This window comes from Pseudoalteromonas sp. SR44-8, from assembly GCF_014163635.1.
Classification (GTDB): Bacteria; Pseudomonadota; Gammaproteobacteria; order Enterobacterales; family Alteromonadaceae; genus Pseudoalteromonas; species Pseudoalteromonas rhizosphaerae.
The window spans coordinates 1-19,612 of the sequence record NZ_JACJDS010000003.1 but is presented as its reverse complement, the minus strand read 5'-3'; the positions used below and the strand labels follow the sequence as shown (position 1 = coordinate 19,612).

Below are 19,612 nucleotides of genomic sequence, written 5' to 3'. Positions count from 1 at the left end.
TAAGTAAGGCCAATAGGTGTTTGCGCCAGACTTTGTCAGTGTATTTTCATTTAGCTGCAATTATCCGCTTTTTAAGGGAGCACATACAAGTAATAGTCGAGGTTAATTAAAATAAATGCTATTTGCAGCGCATAAATTGGTAAAAGTCACGTGGTTCGCTGGTTTTGAACTCTTTATGAGGCTGTAAACTTTATACTCAGAGTAAGCCTAAAGTTTTTACAGTAAGAGGTAGAAAAGGTCGTGAACTCCAAATAATTTAGTACTAATTAATTAAATCGATTATCACTGATGTTTTAATTTTGTTGTTATTTTGTAATTAATTTGGGGCGGAAGCTTAGGTATAGTAGGCAAAATTTTCATCTGTGGTCTAACTTTAATAATGCATATTGCAAAAGACTAATATCATAAGGTAACGCAGATGATGAAAAAGCTGTATTGGTTATTAACTGTAAATTGCATCCTGTTTACAGGTGCTTCTTATGGCGAGATCAACTTATCAGGGTTTACTAGTATTAATGCTGGTAAAGTTTTATCTGGAAGTGGGGTCCCGCAGTACGATATACCACCTACTTTTTTGGCCGATTATCCAATAGTATCGTCTTACGACGAAGATGTTTCGTTTAAACCAGAGAGCTTATTTGGGCTACAAATTAGCGCTGATTTAGCTGATGGACTATCGGTGACAGGCCAACTAGTTGCTCGAGGCGCTAATGATTTTGATGCAAAAATTGAATGGGCTTATCTCTCATATGAGATTAATGAAAATTGGACTGTTCAAGCAGGTAAAAAACGATTGCCCCTGTTTTATTATTCGGATTTTTATGATGTAGGTTACGCCTATGTATGGATGCGTCCGCCTGCGGATAATTATACGTGGCAAATATTTAACTACAACGGCGTAAATGCACTATACAGCGGTGAAATTGGTGATTGGTCTGTAATGGGCAACCTTTATTATGGAGAAGAGGATGATACAGAAAATAAGCTCCTTAGTGAGTTTTTTTTCAAAGAGCCAACACGTGAAATTTGGCGTGATATGTTAGGTGGGGTATTGCAATTAAATAAAGAGTGGTTCGAAGTTAGATTAACCCATATGACTTACAAAAATGAGCGCTACCGTAGTGGTGAGCGAGTATTATTTGACGGTGAAACTAGCCGTACAGGTAAGTTTTATGGTGTTGCAGTTAACTTAGACTTTGAAAGTTTATTTATATTAACAGAGTTAAACCGGTTGGATTTGAATGGCAACCTTGACACTTCAATGATTACGCTAGGTTACCGTTTAGACACAATTACTCCTTATGTTTCTTACTCTCAATTTAAAGAAGATGCCGATGATGGTGAACAGCACAATACAACGTCAGTCGGAATACGCTGGGATTTTCATTCTTCAGCGGCTTTTAAAGTCCAGTTTGATAAAGTGAATGATAAATCATTTGATTTAGCTGTTGCAGGTGATAGTGAGTCGATCACACTTGGCATTGACTTGGTATTTTAAGGAATACGCTATGATGTTGTTAAAAAAGATACTTTTACCACTTTTATTGCTTAGTTGTTATTCAGTAAACGCGGAGGTAGTTGTTGTTGTTCATCCTACAAATAATAGTAGTTTTGATCAATCTGAGATTTCAAAGCTCTTTTTAGGCAAGGCCAAATCATTTTCTGATGGCAATCAAGCTGTTCCATTGAATCAAGAGGAAGCCTCTACAGCACGCCAAGAGTTTGATGCGAATGTTTTATCAAAATCAGGTAGCCAGTTAAAAGCATACTGGTCAAAGCTTATTTTTACAGGTAAAGGCTCGCCTCCTAAAGAAGTGACTAATGATGCAGAGGTAATTGATTTAGTAGGTAAAAATCCAAGTATGATTGGTTACATTAATGCTGCATCGCTAACCGATTCAGTGAAATCGGTTGGGAAGTTTTAGTAATAATTTAGATAAAAACGCAAAACGTTAAAATCGATTACAGGAAACTGTAATCGATTTTTTTTAGATTTATGCACCTTAAGCAATCACTAAAAACCCGACAAATGCACAGGCAGCTGCGATGAGTGTATAGGGCAATTGAGTAATTGCGTGACTCATTAAGTTACAGCCTGAACCTTGGGCTGCAAGGACAGTTGAATCTGAGTAAAAACATGCTTGGCTACCAAATGATGAGGCAGATAACAGCGCACCAATCACCAGCGGTATATTTGCATCAACCGCGACTGCCAGAGGCATCACAATAGGAATTGTTACCGCAAAAATACCCCAGCTTGAGCCTGTAGCAAACGCCAAAATTGCCATTGCTAAAAACACCACTGCAGGTAAATAGCCTGCGGTCATGAATGGGCTTAAGGAATCAATTACAAACTGTGGTAATAGTAGTTGGTCGCACACATCTTTAAAAATAAATGCGGCGATCACAGTTCCTATTGCTGGCAACATGCTTTTAAAACCATCGAGCATTTTTTCAATCATTTCGGCAAATGGCATTAGCTTTTGCAGCATATAAAATGGAAGCGTCACGGCGAATGTCGCTAATAACCCTTTGTATACATCAATGTCAAAATACACAGTGAACGCAACGAGCAATAAAATAGGCAGTAAAAAGTTGTACAGTTTGCCGTGGCTGTCTGCGCTTTCAAAGCTTTCTTCAACGGCTTTTACTGCGTATTCATCGGCAGTTTGCACTTCGTTGTACTGTGCAGGATCTACTTGCGGTTGTTCTTGCATTGCCTGTAATTGGGCTTTTTTCATCGGCCCAAATAAAGGGATAACACCAAGTACCACTAATGGCACAAGTAACACGGCAAACCATGCATACAGCATATAGGGGATTGCTTGAATATACACGGCAATACCTTGGCCTTCGACGGCGATGTTGTTATCAACCAATAAGCCACCAAAAAATACTGCCCATGTAGACAGTGGTACTAATACGCAAATTGGCGCTGCGGTAGAGTCAACTACGTAAGCAAGCATCTCACGGCTAATTTTGAATTTATCGGTAATGCGTTTCATGGTTTCACCCACGGTAAGCGCATTGAGGTAGTCATCAATAAAAATAACGATACCAAGTAAAAAGGTCATGAGTAAAGATGAGCGTGGGCCTTTACAAAAACGCAGCGCAAAACTACCAAATGCTGCTGCACCACCGGTTCGCACTAGTAATGCGATTAACGCACCAAAGCCACCACACACTAAAATAAGCCAGCCGATTGTTTCATCTACCATTACTTTTAATGATGCCGCAGCAAAGTTGCTAAGCATTTCAACAGGATTTAGCATAGCAAGGCCAACAAGGGCACCGATCAGCAAAGATAAAATAGGACGACGTAGCACGATCGCCAAAACCACCACTACAACTGGCGGCACAAGACTTAACGCAGAAGGTTCGAGCATTTAAGTATTCACAAAATAAAAAGCATTTGAGTAATTGGCTCAAACTGCTTAACAAAAACAAAGAATGTTAGCCCAACGGCTGATATTCCAAGTCACTGCTTTTGCACGCAGAAGTCACTGTTAGGTTTCGCGGTGGGTTTAGCACAATTGCGACACAGTAAAATGCGTTGGCTTGGCGCCAGACGGTGCAGGGGATGCATGCCGCTATTGTTATGCCGATAAAAACATCAGCGGGAAAATAATCTGCAATTGCGTTCGAGTCAATAAAAACTTTTAATTTAGTTAAAAATTCTTAATAGATGAATATTAATGCTTGCATTGTTTAGGTGAAACACCAAATTTTTGCTTAAACAAACGGCTAAAGTGACTGGGGTTGGTAAAGCCAAGATCGTAGCAAACTTGACTTATTTGTTGTCCTGATTGTAGAAGTTGGCGAGATTTCTTTAATCTTAGCTGTTGTTGCCACATGGCCGGACTTTGCCCAAAGGCGAGCTTGAATTGCTGGTAAAATTTACTACGGCTCATGCAGGCTATTTTACATAAAGTATCGATATCTAAAGTTTGATTAAGATGTTCTTTAATAAAATGCAGGGCATCGGTTAATGGGCATGCAATAGTTTGTTGGCAATTGGCGAGCATTAAATCGCGGCTTTGTTGTTGTAATAATCGAGTGATTAACTCATTTACTGATAGATCAATTAGATAATGACGATCTTGCTCGTTTTCGCTAAATAACCCAATCATCCGTTCAAGTAATTGTTGGGTTTGTTGATTGTGTTGGGTATGCACCAGCTTTGGAATGTAATGAAAAAAATCATCGCTGCTTATTTGCTGCTGCATATTTAGCGCGTCAGCTACTTGGCTGATTTTATCGCGGCTAATTTCGATAGCCAAACAGGTGGTAGGTTGCTTCATTGATGCTTCTGGGAAGTCGATTAAAACCCCTTGTTCGGGTGCTAATACAAATGATTGCTGGGGTAAAAACTCTTCATGGTAGTTACTGTCAGCAACGTGCATCACTTTTTTACCGCTGATCATGCCGCAAAACAGCAGTTCGCTGGAATGCAGTGCTACTTTTTGTGCGTCTTGGTAGGTGTCGTAAATGCTCAGCTCGGCGTTGTCTGAGGCAAAAGTAATTTTATTTTCGATCAGTACATCAACCGCTTGGCGCTTTTTAGTCAGTTTATCAGTCAATAACGTGGTATTCATTTTATTTCCTTTAAACACGACCAACAGAGTTTGGACGCACAGACATGTTTTTTGGACAGCTAATCAAGTTTTTATGCTTCTTATAAGCTAATGTCAACAGGTGACGGATAAATAAACAACAATCTCCCGTCAAACTTAGTCAATTTGATTAAATTTAAAAAGCAACATTTTGAATAAAGGACACACAATGATCTATGCAAATCCTGGCAGCGACGGCGCACTTATTAACTTTAAATCCCAGTACGGTAATTACATTGGCGGACAGTGGGTCGAGCCTGTAAATGGTCAGTACTTTGATAATATTAGCCCCGTTAATGGTAAAGTATTTTGTAAAGTACCACGCTCTGATAAAGCGGATATTGAACTTGCCCTTGATAAAGCCCACGCTGCAAAAGCTGCTTGGGGTACAACTTCAGTAACGGCTCGTAGTAATATATTATTAAAAATAGCTGATCGGATAGAGCAAAACCTTGAGCTTCTTGCAGTTGCCGAAACGTGGGATAACGGTAAAGCCATTCGCGAAACATTGGCGGCAGATATCCCACTGGCGGCAGATCATTTTCGTTATTTTGCCGGTTGTATTCGCGCCCAAGAGGGCAGTATTGGCGAGATAGACGAAACCACAGTCGCGTATCATTTTCATGAGCCACTGGGCGTTGTTGGACAAATCATTCCGTGGAACTTCCCAATTCTAATGGCCGCATGGAAACTCGCACCAGCGCTTGCCGCAGGTAACTGTGTGATACTCAAACCGGCTGAACAAACACCAGTATCTATTTTAGTGTTGATGGAAATTATTGGTGATTTATTGCCTGCAGGCGTGCTTAATGTAGTAAATGGCTACGGTAAAGAAGCGGGCGAAGCGCTGGCAACCAGCACGCGTATAGCTAAAATTGCTTTTACCGGCTCAACTCCTGTTGGCTCACACATTTTAAAATGTGCCGCTGATAACATTATTCCATCAACGGTTGAGCTCGGTGGTAAATCACCGAATATTTTCTTTAACGATGTAATGGAAAAAGACGATTCCTTCCTAAGTAAAGCCATTGAAGGCGCAGTACTTGCGTACTTTAACCAAGGTGAAGTGTGTACTTGCCCATCGCGACTATTTATTCAAGAAGATATTTACGAGCAGTTTATTGAGCGTATTTTAGAGCGCACATTAAAAATTAAACGCGGTAACCCGCTTGATAGTGAAACCATGGTAGGCGCACAAGCGTCTAAAGCACAGTTTGATAAGATTCTCAGCTATATTGAAATTGGCAAAAAAGAAGGCGCACAAGTACTTACTGGCGGCAATGTAGAGCAACTAACAGATGAGCTAAATGGCGGTTATTACATTCAGCCAACGCTGTTAAAAGGCACTAACGATATGCGGGTATTCCAAGAAGAAATTTTTGGCCCGGTGATTTCAATGTCGACCTTTAAAGACGAAGCCGAAGCACTCGAACTGGCTAATAGCTCTGAATTTGGTCTAGGCGCAGGGGTATGGAGCCGCAACATGAACCGTGCTTATCACTTTGGCCGCAAAATAGAAGCAGGCCGTGTATGGACCAACTGTTACCATATGTATCCTGCACACGCTGCGTTTGGTGGTTATAAAAAATCAGGCATCGGCCGCGAAACCCACAAGCTTGCGCTTGACCATTACCAACAAACTAAAAATTTATTAGTAAGCTACAGCGAAGATCCGCTCGGCTTCTTTTAAATAAAGCGGTTAAGCTTAAACAAATAATTTTTATGAGTAATGAAAGCGCTGTATTGTTGCAGCGCTTTTTTACTTTTCTAAAGCACTGCGCTTTATATCCTCAAACACCTGTAATACCTTCCAAAATGCCAATTAAAACAACACCAAGTCCTCTTTTTATATTTTTCGTGAAATAGAAGTAACCGATTGAATCAAAATAGGAATTCGACTGTGGTTAGTACATCAATAAAAAATAAATTAAAAACGAATTATTCTTCAGGCTCGTTAGGTTTTTATAGAGGCTGGAGTGCAATCTAAGCTGCTAAAAATTAAATCCAAATTCCTTGAAGTCATTTAGATATTTTGAGCTCTTATATGCGCAAAAATATTGAGTTTGCAAAAAGCGAGGCGGAGCAAAAGGATCCCTTTGGGATGTCGTATTTTATGAAAAAGATGATGAATTTGAATATATTTATGCAAACATCTTTTAATGTCCTAAGTTTTGTGAGGCTAGATATGCACTGTCTTAGGCAAAGATATTTATGCCTGTTGCTTTTTCGTTTTACCCAACCCCTTAAATTTAATGAGTCTAATATAGCAATGAATTAAGTTGTTTGTTAAAACACTTTGAGTGTAAGTATGTTATCGGCAGTACTATGTGCGATTATTTTACTATTTTTTGAACAGCTGAGGAAAAGTATGAGAAGAATCATACATCTAACTTTAATAATTTTATTTTCTACGATCTCAATGTCGGCGTTTGCAAGTGCTGATGTTGAAATAAAAAAGATCGCTTCAGGAGTGTGGGTTCATACCTCATATTATACATACCCAAATGGAGTAAAATTTCCTTCAAGTGGATTAATAGTTCAAGATGGGGAAGGCGTTGTTTTAGTGGATACTGCTTGGGGAGAGCTTGCTACGTTAGAACTCATGGAGCAAATTAGAACGAAGATTAAACTACCGATTAAAACATCAATAGTAACTCATGCTCATGGTGATCGGATTGCGGGTACGGATGCTTTAAAATCAAAAGGAATTCCAGTTTATTCGCATCCTCTAACGCAAAAATTTGCTACTGAGTATGGCTTGCCAGTACCAGATCAATCTTTAGAAGCAATTATTTCACCTGGAAGCATGGTTAGTTTAGGAAAAATTGATGTTATTTACCCAGGTCCAGGTCATGCAATGGACAACTTGATGATTTGGTTACCACAAGAAAAAATTCTGTTTGGTGGTTGTGCCGTTCGCGCTAAAGGAGCAACCTCTTTAGGCAATACAGCACATAGTGATATTGGTTCATGGCTTCAGGGAATGAAACATATTAGCCAGGAGTATAACTCTGCACAGATAGTAGTCCCAGGTCATGGTGAGCTAGGTGATTTTTCATTAATTTCAAACACATTAATGCTTTTAAGTGAGTCTGCGCAATAAATATACACTAATAATCACATAAAAGATCTCGTCAAGCTCTGATAGAGCGCCTTTTATGTGGGGAGAACGTAGGATTATCCTTTATAGGAACTAATCTTACGCCTCCTGAACTCATTGATTAACTTTTTAAAAGCCACCAAAACCAACCACTTACTGTCATCTAAAAAATACTAAACCACGTTTAGAACTATCAACTTATAAAACTACTAAATAATTTAGCAAAAAAGTAGAAGTTAAAGATTATCAAATTATCGAAAATTGCTGTAAATGAAGATCATCAGGTTGCTGGAGATTTAAACGTTGCTTAGGAGCTTTATAAAATGAGCAATCATTTTATTACCTAAGGTAGGCTAAGCACTTTGGTTGGATTATTGTTACCAAACCTTTAATCAGGTGAGGTGATGGGGCAGCTAGCAGTGAATATAGTATGCTGATTGCTCCAGCAAAGAAATTCAACAAAGAGCCTGCACAAAGAAATGCACCTTGATACTATATGTCTAATGATAATGGATATAGCAAGTAATATGTGAGGTTATAGCAATGAATCAATTAACTGAAAAAACGATAGCATGTCCTTATTGTGGTGAGAATATTGACGTGCTGCTCGATCCGGCAGATGTTGATCAACAATATATTGAGGACTGCCAAGTCTGTTGTAAGCCTATTAATTTTTTGGTTTTTGAAAATATAGATGAAGAGCTTTCAGTGACGGTTTTTAGTGATGACGAAGCTTATTGACTATCTTTATAGGCACTTACACTCAGCAAGGTTTGGGCAGTATGTTTAGCTGCAGAGCAATGCAGTAATATATAAAAGAGTATGACTAACCAACATAAAAAGCGCTGCAATTAATTGCAGCGCTATGGTTGCATTACTTAATGGTTATTAAGGGTCTAAGTTCATTACTTTAGTCCATGCCGCAACAAAGTCTTCTACAAACTTTTGCTTTGATGTATCAAAGGCATATACTTCTGCAACTGCACGCAGCTCTGAATTTGAACCAAAGATAAGGTCAACTGAAGTGGCTGTGTACTTTTGCTCACCTGATTGACGATCAAAGCCTTGATAAATCCCCGCATCGGATGACTTTTTCCAAACCGTAGACATATCCAATAAATTAACAAAGAAATCGTTATTTAGAGTGCCTGGCTTGTCAGTAAATACGCCGTAGTCAGTGCCTTTATAGTTTGCATCAAGCGAACGTAATCCGCCTACTAATACCGTCATTTCAGGCACTGTTAGATCAAGTTGATCTGCTTTATCTATTAGCATTTCAGTTGGCGATTTGTAGCTTTGTTCAGCATCAAAGTAGTTTCTAAAGCCATCGGCAGGCAGCTCTAATAAACTAAATGCATTAACGTCAGTTTGAGCTTGCGTAGCATCGCCACGGCCAGCATTAAAAGGTACGTCTACTGTGTAGCCTGCATCTTTCGCTGCTTTTTCAATCGCTGCATTACCAGCTAACACAATCAGGTCGGCCAGTGATACTTGGCTTTTACTAAAGAAACTATCATTAAAGTCGGCTTGAATCGCTTTTAATACTTTAAGTACTTTTGCAGTTTCGGCCGGATTATTTACCGCCCAATCCTTTTGTGGAGCAAGCGCAATGCGTGCACCGTTGGCACCACCGCGCATATCGGAATGACGGTAGCTTGCAGCAGATGCCCATGCAACACGTACTAGCTCTGATACGCTAAGACCTGAATCTAAAATGCTGGCTTTAAGCTCTTTTACTGCGCCAGCATCAATGTTTGATTGAGTCTCTGCTGAAATAGGATCTTGCCAAATTAAGTCTTCTTTAGGAACTTCTTTACCTAAGAAGTTACGTGGTGGCCCCATATCTCGGTGAGTCAATTTGTACCATGCTTTAGCAAATGCCAGTTGATACTCTTTAGGGTCGTTTAAAAAGCGTTCAGCAATTTTGCGGTATTCAGGATCAAATTTTAACGCTAAGTCGGCCGTGGTCATTACTGGTGCGTTAAACTTACCTTTAATATGAGCGTCAGGTACAACGTTATGTAACGATTCATCCGTTGGGATCCACTGAATGGCACCTGCAGGGCTGCGAGTTTGTTTCCACTCAAAGTTAAGTAGATTGCTAAGGTACAGTGATGACCAGCGAGTAGGAGCTTGTGTCCATGCGCCTTCTAAACCACTTGATACGGTATCTTCAGAGTGGCCTTTACCACATTTGTTTTTCCAGCCTAACCCTTGTTCTTCAATGCCTGCTGCTGCGGGCTCTGCACTCACACAATCTTTAGGTTTGTGCGCACCATGCATTTTACCAAAGGTGTGGCCACCTGCGATAAGTGCAAGAGTTTCCTCGTCGTTCATGGCCATGCGAGAAAACGCCACACGAATATTTTTAGCTGAACCGATTGGATCAGGAACCCCTTTAGGGCCTTCAGGATTTACGTAAATTAAACCCATGTGAGTTGCACCCAATGGGCGTTCTAATTTGCCGCTGGCATCTTCACGGTCGCTGGCAAGCATTTCTACTTCTGGACCCCAGTAAACCATGTCTGGTTCCCAGTCGTCAGTTCGGCCGCCGGCAAAACCATAGGTTTCAAATCCCATGTTTTCTAGAGCAACGTTACCGGCTAATACGATTAAGTCTGACCATGAAAGTGCTTCTCCGTATTTTTGTTTAATAGGCCAAAGTAGGCGACGCGCTTTATCTAGGCTTACGTTGTCTGGCCAGCTGTTGAGTGGTTCAAAACGTTGTTGACCGCCACCAGCACCACCGCGGCCATCAAGCGTACGGTAAGTGCCTGCGCTGTGCCATGTCATACGGATAAAAAATGGCCCATAGTTACCAAAATCCGCCGGCCACCAATCTTGAGATTGTGTTAGTAGGGCATCAATATCACTTTTTACTGTGTCTAAATCTAGGCTATTAAATGCCTTGGCATAATTAAAGTCGGCACCGTAAGGGTTTGAGCGTTCATCATGATCACGCAGAGGTGAAAGGTTAAGTTGATCTGGCCACCAAAACTGGTTTGTTCTGGTTGCGCCCATTTTAGCTTCACCCATGCCAACAGCACCTTGTGGCTTTGACATTTGTGGTTTTTCTTGGCTAACAGCGGTGCCAGATATAAGTGCCATACTTATAAATCCAACAAGCGCTTTTTTATTGAATGAACGGTTTTTCATTGTCAGCTTCCTTAAAGTTAACGAATTTCGTTATACAAAGCGTATTACTACTTTAAACAGAGATCTCAATCGCTTTAAAAATTATTGAGTTGTAAATTTGTTTGCTCAAGTGAGGCTTAATCAAGCCTGAATAACAAAGCAATGAAAAGAATATAGCATCGGGCTGAAATGTGTGTGCGAAATAAAGCGATTACTACAATCTATAAATGTGATTGATTTTGTTGTAGTGATTAGATAAATGGATTGTTTTTACTTAAGGCGGAGAGAGTAATACAGATAAAAAAGCCCAGCCAAAGCTGGGCGACTACAAAAAATCTAGTGCACTTTAATTAATTTACTCGTTATAACACCTGAGGTCATTGACCCTGATACGTTTAATGCGGTGCGTGCCATGTCTATTAATGGCTCAATTGAGATCAGTAACGCGACTATCTCAACTGGTAAGCCCATGGTCGGTAATACAACCAATGCAGCAAACGTTGCGCCACCACCTACTCCGGCAATACCAAAAGAGCTTATAACAACAATGCCAATTAACGGTAAAATAAATTCGAATGTCAGCGGATCAATTCCTACGCTGGGTGCTACCATCATTGCCAGCATGGCTGGGTAAATACCGGCACAGCCATTTTGGCCAATAGTGGCGCCAAAAGAAGCCGATAAGTTAGCTATAGCAGGCGGCACTTTTAGCTGGTTAATTTGTACATCCACATTCATAGGAATAGAGGCTGCTGAACTACGCGAGCTAAATGCAAAGGTCAGTACTGGCCAAATTTTTTCAAAGTAACTCTTAGGGTTCACACCAACTAGGCTAAGTAATAAACCATGAGCAATAAACATTAATAATATAGCGACATAGGAAGCCACAATAAACGCCAGTAAATTAACAATATCATTGCTACTTGAGTTTGCCACAACGCTTGCCATTAACCCTGCGACGCCATAAGGCGTTAGCGCTATCACCATTCTTACTAAGTTCATTACTATGGCTTGTAAGGCGTTAACACCGTTGCGAATTGGATCTGCTAGTTCGCTACGTTCAAGCATCACCTTGCGTGCGGCAATCCCTACAAGGACACCAAAAATAACGACGGCAATTATAGAGGTTGAGCGTTGGTTACTTAAATCAGCAAATGGATTTTCTGGAATAAAGCTCAATAGCATTTGTGGCACACTTAAATCAGCTACATTAGCTGCTTTACCCTCTAGCGTGCTCATTTTTGCTGCCTCACGGGTTCCCGAAACTAAGCCTTCAATACTTAAATTAAAGCCATAGGTTACGGCAATACCAATTAAGGCTGCAATTGCCGTAGTAAAGAGTAAAACAGCAATACTAATGAACGATATTTTGCCCAAAGAGCCTTGGTTTTCTAGTTTCACCACGGCGGCAATCATAAACACCAATACCAATGGCATGATGATCATTTTTAATAGCCCAACATAGCCTTTACCAACAACACTTACCCAACTTAAAACGTCATTAATAGACTCCGGGGAGTGGGAAAATAAAAATTGTAAGGCTAAACCAAAAGCACTACCAACAACTAAGCCAAATAAAACAGTGCGAGATAAGGTTTTACTTTTTTGCGAAAAAAGATAAATCGCAAACAGCAAACCGACAAATAATGCCAGCATTAATAAAACAGCAAGCGACATAGCATCCTCTTTAAAGCTGCGAATAAGCGCGGCACTTTAGCGTTTTGTATCGGGTTACGAAAATACACTTTTGATATGCTATAGAACAAATTGATATGTGCTAATAATATTTGAGTATAAAAAATACTATTGCACACAAATATAACCGTTGAGCTTCTATTTAAAGGTGCTAATAATGAATGCTAAATTAAGCAATGATAAAAACAGTATGAATGGACTTCTTTGGTCGTTATTTAGATCTTAATAATGTGTTTATTCGTATCAAAAAGTTGTATTCAAAAGAATTTTTCCTAATTATTAATTAATAGTGAGAACAGAGATGTTGCGATCAGTTGTTGGTTTAATGTTTTTTATTTTTTTAAGTGGGTGTTCGAGTCAATACCCAAATCAGAACTTAGTCGGTAAACAGTTTCCAACTATCAGTGGTGAAAGCTTGGAGCAACAGCAATTTACTATCCCTACAGACTTTAACAACGCACAGACATTACTGTTAATTGGGTATAAACAAGATAGTCAATTTGATATTGATCGCTGGCTTATTGGCTTGGATATGAGTGGCATAAACGTCACCGCTTATGAGTTACCCACAATTCAAGGCATGGTGCCGCGTATGTTTAGTACTTTTATTGATAGCGGTATGAGAAAAGGCATTCCTAAAGAACTGTGGGGCGGGGTGATCACTATTTATAAAGACGGTGATGCAGTACAAGCGTTCACTGGTAATGAAAATCCGAATAATAGCCGCATCGTATTAATTGATGGTAGCGGTAAGATTATTTACTTTTATGATCGGGGTTTTTCGGTTGCTGCATTAAATGAACTAAAAATGGTGATAGATAAAAAGCAGTAATACCCTGTAATGACCCAAACATGGGCTGCATGTTTGGGTCATTTATTTTTAACTTAAGCTGCCTCTTACTCCGTTATTTTTATCAATCATTTTTGTAGCAAGGATAGTCACTGTAACCTTGCTCAGTGCCGCCATACATGGTGGCTGCATCGGCTTCATTTAATGGCCATTGATTTTTTATGCGCGCTGGTAAATCAGGGTTTGCGATAAAAGGGCGACCAAAAGCAAATAAATCACCGTAGCCCTTAGCTAACATCGCCACCGCTTTTTCAACGGTGTACTTTCCAGCGTAAATAATACGCCCAGAAAATTCAGCTCTGACTGCTTGATAAAATAGCTCTGGTAAGTCAGGGGCATTGTCCCAATCAGCTTCTGCAATTGAGAGGTAGGCAATACCGGCTTGTTCAAGTACTTTAATCGCTTCAATGTAGGTATGGTGCGGGTTTGATTCTACTAACCCTAAATAAACACGGGTTTCATCAGTACTGCTAAATAAGGGCGCAAATCTAACCCCTAAGCGCTCAGGGCCTACTACGTCACTTACTGCCGTGACAATTTCTTTTAAAAAGCGCAGGCGATTAGTAAGAGAGCCGCCGTATTCATCATCTCGTTTATTGGTGTGCTCAGAAATAAACTGATTTACTAAATACCCATTAGCACAATGCAGTTCTACGCCATCAAACCCCGCTTCTAGCGCATTACGGGCAGCTTGTGCATACATGCCAACAAGCTCTTTTACTTCATCGGTTGTTAAAGCTTGTGGTTCACTTGGATCGGCTAAAGCGCCTTGAGCCGGTCCTGTTTCAATAAATACTTTAACGCTATCAGCTGTTAGAGCTGAGGGAGCAATAGGTTTGGCTTCATTAGGCTGTAAGCTGGTGTGTGAAACGCGGCCAACATGCCAAAGCTGGGCAAAAATAATTCCACCTTCTGCATGTACTGCATCAGTTACTTTTTTCCAACCAGTTATTTGTTGATTAGAATGAATGCCCGGTGTCCAGGCATACCCTTGTCCTCTTGGTTCAATTTGAGTGCCTTCGGTAACCATAAAACCAGCACTAGCACGCTGTGCATAATATGTGGCCATCACCTCGTTGGGGATATTGCCAGGGACCGTGCTACGTGAACGTGTAAGTGGCGGCATTACAATACGGTTTTTAAGCGTGTGTGGGCCTAAATTGATTGATGAAAATAGACTGTCGATATTTTTACTTGGTTGACTCATTTTAATACCTTTTAAATTAATAATGCTGTTTAGCGCCAATTACAATGCTGGTGAGCATAGGGATTAAAAGGTACAATTTGAAACAATGCTTTTTTGTTTAAGATACAATTATGAATGGTATATCTCGGCTTGATATAAAACAATTACGAATATTGAGTGCATTACTTAAACTAAAAAATGTGTCGGATGTGGCGCGCAAAATGGGCTTAACCCAGCAGGCTATTAGTGAGCAGCTGCGAAAATTGCGTGACTTATTTGACGATCGGCTTTTTATTCGCCAAGGCAATACAATGGTTGCAACACCTAAAGCAATTGCACTAGAGAAGCCCATTAATCAAATATTAACTCAGGTAGAAGCGTTATTAATACCTAAACAATTTACCCCAAGTAGCTACAAGGGCGTATTTACAATAAGTGCGACTGATTACGCTATAGCAGCTCTTTTGCCACAATTATTAGAAATAACAAGACGCGAAGCGCCAGGATTAAAGCTGATTATTCGTGACTTTGCCTCTGATAATGTTAATCAATTAATAAGTGCAGGAGAACTGGATTTACTAATTAGTTTTCCTGAATTTATCCCTGCAAACTTAATCTATGACACATTATTTGAAGAACAGCATATTTGTATAGCAGGGAAAGACACGGTGTTTTCTTCATCGACGTTGAGCCTTGCTGAAGTGGCGGCACACTCTCAATTAGTGGTTTCGGCGTCCCGTGCTAACTTACGAGGCTCTCACGACCAATGGTTTGCTGATAAGGGCTATGCGCGCAATATTGTTATGTCAGTGCCTGGCTTTTCATTTGTCCCCGATTTGCTTTGCAGTACTGACTTAATTGCTTTTTACCCATCGCGTTTACTGCCAAACGCCAAAGTGAAACAGCTTGAAGTTGAATTATTACCACCGCCATTTAAGGTGATTGCTGCATGGCATCCACGTTCAAATAACAGCGATATTCACCAGTGGTTAATAGCACAATTAAAACGGATTTAGTGATTATTTAATTAGTTGACGAATATCGTTCCCTGTTGGTGCCTCATGGGCACGTAACGAAAAGGCGGGTAATATCGCTAATATATGGTCAAATATATCTGACTGAATATTTTCATATTCACCCCAATTAGTTGTATTGGTAAATGCATAAATCTCAATGGGTAAGCCATTTTTAGTTGGCTCTAGCTGCCTTACCATCAGTGTCATTCCCTGATGAATATGTGGGTGATGTTTTAATAGCGCGACTAAATAATGACGAAATGTGCCAACATTAGTGAGTCGACGACCATTTAACGTACAGCTCATATCTATTTTTTTCGTGGTATTTTGCTCGTTAATAGCCGGTAGGGTAATTTCGAGGTAGTGACTTAATAAATCCGCTTTTTTCAGCGCGGTGATCTCTTGCTCATCTAAAAAGCGCACACTGCTCATTTCTATATGGATACTCCGTTTTATGCGCCGCCCACCGGATTCTGACATACCGCGCCAGTTTTTAAATGAGTCAGAAATTAGCGCATAGGTTGGAATAGTGGTAATGGTTTTATCCCAATTTCTTACTTTAACTGTGGTTAAGGCTATATCAATCACATCGCCATCTGCGCCGTATTTGGGCATTTCTAACCAATCACCAACCGCAAGCATATTGTTTGCTGAAAGCTGAATACCGGCCACCAGCCCTAAAATAGCGTCTTTAAACACCAGTAGCAGTACAGCCGATAGCGCACCTAAACCACTGAGTAATATTAACGGGGATTTATTCATTAATAATGAAATCGCTAAAATACCGGTTAATACGCTGGCGATCAGTTTAATTGTTTGTAAAAAACCACGTAATGGAAAGTGAGCTGCAATGGGTTGCCTGTCAGATATCGCTTGAAAAATATTAAGCAAAGAGAACAGCGAAAGTAGTGCAAATAAAATGATCCACTGATCAGTAAACATCTCAATGATATGTAAAAAAGCCGTTCCTTCTGGAACCCAGAGCCTTGCTTGTATAACAACCACAGCACCTTGTAAAACAAAGGAAATATTACGTGTTAATTTAAGCGCTAAGTCGGCAGGCGTGTGGGTATCGGTTTGAACAACTTTATCACTAAAGCGGCCTTTAAGTAGTCGTTTTGAAACTGACCTTAAGATGAGGTGCAATATGAGCGCAAATAAGCCAACCCAGCACAGTACTAATATGTCGTACCATAAATACGCACTCCCAGGAAAATAAAGACTAAACCATTGCAGTAAAAATTCTCGCAGCTGCGATCGTATTTCAGTCATTTATATTCCCAAGAGATTTATTTGCGTGAGTTTTATCTATTTAATGAAATCTAGTTAAGCAGATGGGGTGTGAAAAGTCTATTTAAGCCGCGCTTAAATAGACGTTTTAGAAATAATATTTATATTTTATTTTCAGCAAGTTGCAGAGTTAATTCCTCAAAAATACTCGGATCGTCAATGGTTGATGGAATTTGCAGTTCTTCACCATCAATAAGTTGACGTAAGTTTTTGCGTAAAATTTTACCTGAGCGTGTTTTTGGTAAGCGCTCTACACACATAATATTTTTAAGACACGCAATAGCGCCGATTTGATTACGCACGGTTCGCACCAATTGCTGCTCTACTTCTTTATGCGAGCCATGAAAATCATTTTTTAATACCACCATGGCCATGGGGTTTTGACCCTTGAGCGCATCATTAACACCAAATACGGCACATTCAGCAACCGCGGGATGAGCGGCTACAATTTCTTCCATTTCACCGGTTGATAAACGATGCCCCGCGACATTAATCACATCATCGGTGCGGCCCATAATAAATAGGTAGCCATCATCATCAATATAACCGCCGTCGCCAGAAAGATAATAGCCTTCATATTCACTTAAATAACCGGCTTTAAAGCGTTCGGTATTTTGCCAAATAGTGGGTAAACATCCTGGCGGTAAAGGCAGTTTAATAACGACTGCACCTTGTTCATTGGGGGCGCATTCGTCACCATTCATATCTAAAATACGTACGTCAAACCCAGGAGTCGCAACCGTTGAACTGCCTGCTTTTGTAGGTAGGTGCTCAATGCCGACAGGATTACAGGCTATCGCCCAACCAGTTTCTGTTTGCCACCAATGATCAAGCACAGGTAGGCCTGTTTTTTCTTTGAGCCAATCGTAGGTGGGGGGATCTAAGCGCTCGCCTGCTAAAAACAAGCGTTTCAGACTTGAAGTATCGTATTGTTTAAACCCATCGGCATTGGGATCTTCTTTTTTTATCGCTCTAAAGGCTGTCGGTGCGCTAAATAAAGCCGTTACTTTATACTGTTCAACCACTCGCCAAAATGCACTGGCATCTGGGGTTCTAACTGGTTTACCTTCAAATAAAATAGTGGCGCAGCGGTACATAAGCGGTGCATACACTATGTACGAATGGCCTACAACCCAACCAATATCCGAAGCGGCCCAAAACACGTCACCGGGTTTCATTCCGTATACGCTTTCCATGCTGTAATGCATGGCCACGGCATGGCCGCCATTTTCACGAACAACCCCCTTGGGAGTACCCGTTGTGCCTGACGTGTATAAAATATAAAGCGGGTGATCGCCACTTACCGGAACAGGATCAACGCCAGTAGCTGTTTGCATTGCAACAGCCCAGTCAATATCACGCTCAGGCATAAGTGGTGCAGTTACTTGCTCACGCTGATAAATAATACAATGTTCTACTTTATAAGAGGCTGATTCGAGGGCGTTATCAAGTAACTCTTTGTATTCAATTACGGTATTCACTTCCACACCGCAAGAAGCACTGAGTACTAACTTAGGCTTGGCGTCATCAATTCTTACGGCAAGCTCATGCGCTGCAAACCCGCCAAATACGACCGAATGAATAGCGCCGATGCGGGCGCAGGCTAACATACCAATTACGGCCTCGGGGATCATGGGCATATAAATAATCACGCGGTCGCCTTTTGTTACGCCTAAAGACTGCATTACTCCTGCGAATTTAGCGACTTCTTGTTGCAGTTCAAAGTAGCTGTAGCTGCGCGCGGTATTGGTTACGGGTGAGTCATAAATTAACGCTGTTTCATCACCATGGCCGGCAATAACATGCTGATCTACCGCTAAAAAGCAGCTATTAAGTTGGCCGTCGGCAAACCAGTGATATAAACCGTTTTCATCTTGTGTGTAAGCTGTTTCGGGAGCCTGGTACCAAGGGAGGCGTTTACTTTGCGATAACCAAAACGCTGCCGGGTTTTGTTTAAACTCGTTGTAGTGTTGTTTGTATTCACCTGACATAAAGGCTCCTGAGCAAAATTTAATATAACTTTATTTAAAACTAAGCGCTTTTTATCAGGAGTGATATTCGACCATGGTCGGTTAAATAATGAACGAGTTGTTTGGTTTTTAGCTAACGCTATGGTTTATAACGAACTAACGACTAGTTTGATGATTTAAATGAGGTAACATATAAAAATGATGAACTATTTAATGTGGTAATAATGAGTCAAGTTGTCAGAGTAGGCGTTGCAGTGATAGTAATGCATGATAATAAAATTTTACTCGGTGAGCGAATAGGCGCACATGGTGCAAATACCTGGGCAACCCCTGGGGGGCATTTAGAATTTGGTGAAACGGTTGAGCAATGTGCAGTGCGCGAAGTAGCAGAAGAGACAGGGCTTACTGTTACTAATATTCGTAAACTCGATTTTACCAACGATATTTTTAGCGCCGAGAACAAGCACTATATTACTTTATATGTACGGGCAAAGTATGAAGGTGGCGAGCCTGTGAATAAAGAGCCTAACAAATGTTTACAGTGGCGTTGGTGCGATATTAATAACTTACCTTCACCTTTATTTACTTCATTGAAAAATTACTTAACGCAAGGCGTTTTACCTACTCAATACTCATAGGTAGGTACTTAAGAAAAATATTAAGTACAGCCTTAAAAATTTGGCTCTACCCCATACTGAAATACTCCTGTTTTTCGATCGCGTTTGGGGTGCGCCCTAGCTGCATTTTTCCTCAGAAA

15 protein-coding genes are annotated in these 19,612 nt (G+C 40.5%); 8 read left to right on the top strand and 7 right to left on the bottom strand.

The window, feature by feature from the left end; genetic code table 11:
- Positions 1-418 precede the first annotated feature (418 nt).
- The gene (locus tag H5183_RS01785) at positions 419-1,498 is read left to right on the top strand and encodes a porin (RefSeq protein ID WP_392352553.1); all 1,080 of its coding nucleotides are present in this window, start codon (positions 419-421) and stop codon (positions 1,496-1,498) included.
- Positions 1,499-1,508: 10 nt separating this feature from the next.
- On the top strand, positions 1,509-1,925 hold the full coding sequence (locus tag H5183_RS01780) for a phosphate ABC transporter substrate-binding protein (protein ID WP_310736407.1): 417 nt from the start codon (positions 1,509-1,511) through the stop codon (positions 1,923-1,925).
- Between the two features lie 78 nt (positions 1,926-2,003).
- Here the strand turns inward: H5183_RS01780 and H5183_RS01775 are convergent, their stop codons facing one another.
- Complete coding sequence (locus H5183_RS01775) at positions 2,004-3,386, bottom strand: Na+/H+ antiporter NhaC family protein (RefSeq protein ID WP_145234337.1); 1,383 nt, start codon at positions 3,384-3,386, stop codon at positions 2,004-2,006.
- 306 nt (positions 3,387-3,692) lie between these two features.
- Positions 3,693-4,595 (bottom strand): AraC family transcriptional regulator, encoded by a 903-nt coding sequence (locus tag H5183_RS01770; RefSeq protein ID WP_182730758.1) that lies wholly within the window; start codon positions 4,593-4,595, stop codon positions 3,693-3,695.
- A gap of 187 nt (positions 4,596-4,782) precedes the next feature.
- On the opposite strand from H5183_RS01770, the gene H5183_RS01765 reads away from it, so the two are divergent.
- From H5183_RS01765 to H5183_RS01755, 3 genes are all read left to right on the top strand, one after another.
- A complete protein-coding gene (locus H5183_RS01765) occupies positions 4,783-6,303 on the top strand; it encodes an aldehyde dehydrogenase family protein (protein WP_145234333.1) in 1,521 nt (506 codons plus the stop codon).
- 678 nt (positions 6,304-6,981) lie between these two features.
- Entirely contained in the window at positions 6,982-7,716 is a 735-nt protein-coding gene (gene bla, locus H5183_RS01760) for a subclass B1 metallo-beta-lactamase (RefSeq protein ID WP_182730757.1), read from the top strand.
- A 540-nt stretch (positions 7,717-8,256) separates the two neighbouring features.
- Complete coding sequence (locus tag H5183_RS01755; protein ID WP_145234329.1) at positions 8,257-8,454, top strand: CPXCG motif-containing cysteine-rich protein; 198 nt, start codon at positions 8,257-8,259, stop codon at positions 8,452-8,454.
- 147 nt (positions 8,455-8,601) lie between these two features.
- Here the strand turns inward: H5183_RS01755 and katG are convergent, their stop codons facing one another.
- Together katG and H5183_RS01745 are read right to left on the bottom strand one after the other, a co-directional pair.
- The gene (katG, locus tag H5183_RS01750) at positions 8,602-10,869 is read right to left on the bottom strand and encodes a catalase/peroxidase HPI (RefSeq protein WP_182730756.1); all 2,268 of its coding nucleotides are present in this window, start codon (positions 10,867-10,869) and stop codon (positions 8,602-8,604) included.
- Between the two features lie 315 nt (positions 10,870-11,184).
- The gene (locus H5183_RS01745) at positions 11,185-12,525 is read right to left on the bottom strand and encodes an L-cystine transporter (RefSeq protein WP_149979997.1); all 1,341 of its coding nucleotides are present in this window, start codon (positions 12,523-12,525) and stop codon (positions 11,185-11,187) included.
- Between the two features lie 319 nt (positions 12,526-12,844).
- On the opposite strand from H5183_RS01745, the gene H5183_RS01740 reads away from it, so the two are divergent.
- A complete protein-coding gene (locus H5183_RS01740; RefSeq protein WP_145234322.1) occupies positions 12,845-13,375 on the top strand; it encodes a hypothetical protein in 531 nt (176 codons plus the stop codon).
- An 82-nt stretch (positions 13,376-13,457) separates the two neighbouring features.
- Here H5183_RS01740 and H5183_RS01735 read toward each other — a convergent pair whose 3' ends face one another.
- Entirely contained in the window at positions 13,458-14,600 is a 1,143-nt protein-coding gene (locus tag H5183_RS01735) for an alkene reductase (RefSeq protein ID WP_182730755.1), read from the bottom strand.
- A 110-nt stretch (positions 14,601-14,710) separates the two neighbouring features.
- Between H5183_RS01735 and H5183_RS01730 the strand changes: the two genes are divergently transcribed.
- Positions 14,711-15,595 carry a LysR family transcriptional regulator gene (locus H5183_RS01730; protein WP_182730754.1) on the top strand — a complete coding sequence of 295 codons (885 nt, stop codon included), beginning with the start codon at positions 14,711-14,713 and terminating at the stop codon, positions 15,593-15,595.
- 3 nt (positions 15,596-15,598) lie between these two features.
- Here H5183_RS01730 and H5183_RS01725 read toward each other — a convergent pair whose 3' ends face one another.
- Together H5183_RS01725 and H5183_RS01720 are read right to left on the bottom strand one after the other, a co-directional pair.
- The gene (locus tag H5183_RS01725; RefSeq protein WP_182730753.1) at positions 15,599-16,867 is read right to left on the bottom strand and encodes a mechanosensitive ion channel family protein; all 1,269 of its coding nucleotides are present in this window, start codon (positions 16,865-16,867) and stop codon (positions 15,599-15,601) included.
- Positions 16,868-16,986: 119 nt separating this feature from the next.
- A complete protein-coding gene (locus H5183_RS01720; RefSeq protein ID WP_182730752.1) occupies positions 16,987-18,876 on the bottom strand; it encodes a propionyl-CoA synthetase in 1,890 nt (629 codons plus the stop codon).
- Between the two features lie 203 nt (positions 18,877-19,079).
- Between H5183_RS01720 and H5183_RS01715 the strand changes: the two genes are divergently transcribed.
- Positions 19,080-19,493 carry an NUDIX hydrolase gene (locus H5183_RS01715; protein WP_182730751.1) on the top strand — a complete coding sequence of 138 codons (414 nt, stop codon included), beginning with the start codon at positions 19,080-19,082 and terminating at the stop codon, positions 19,491-19,493.
- Positions 19,494-19,612: the final 119 nt, after the last annotated feature.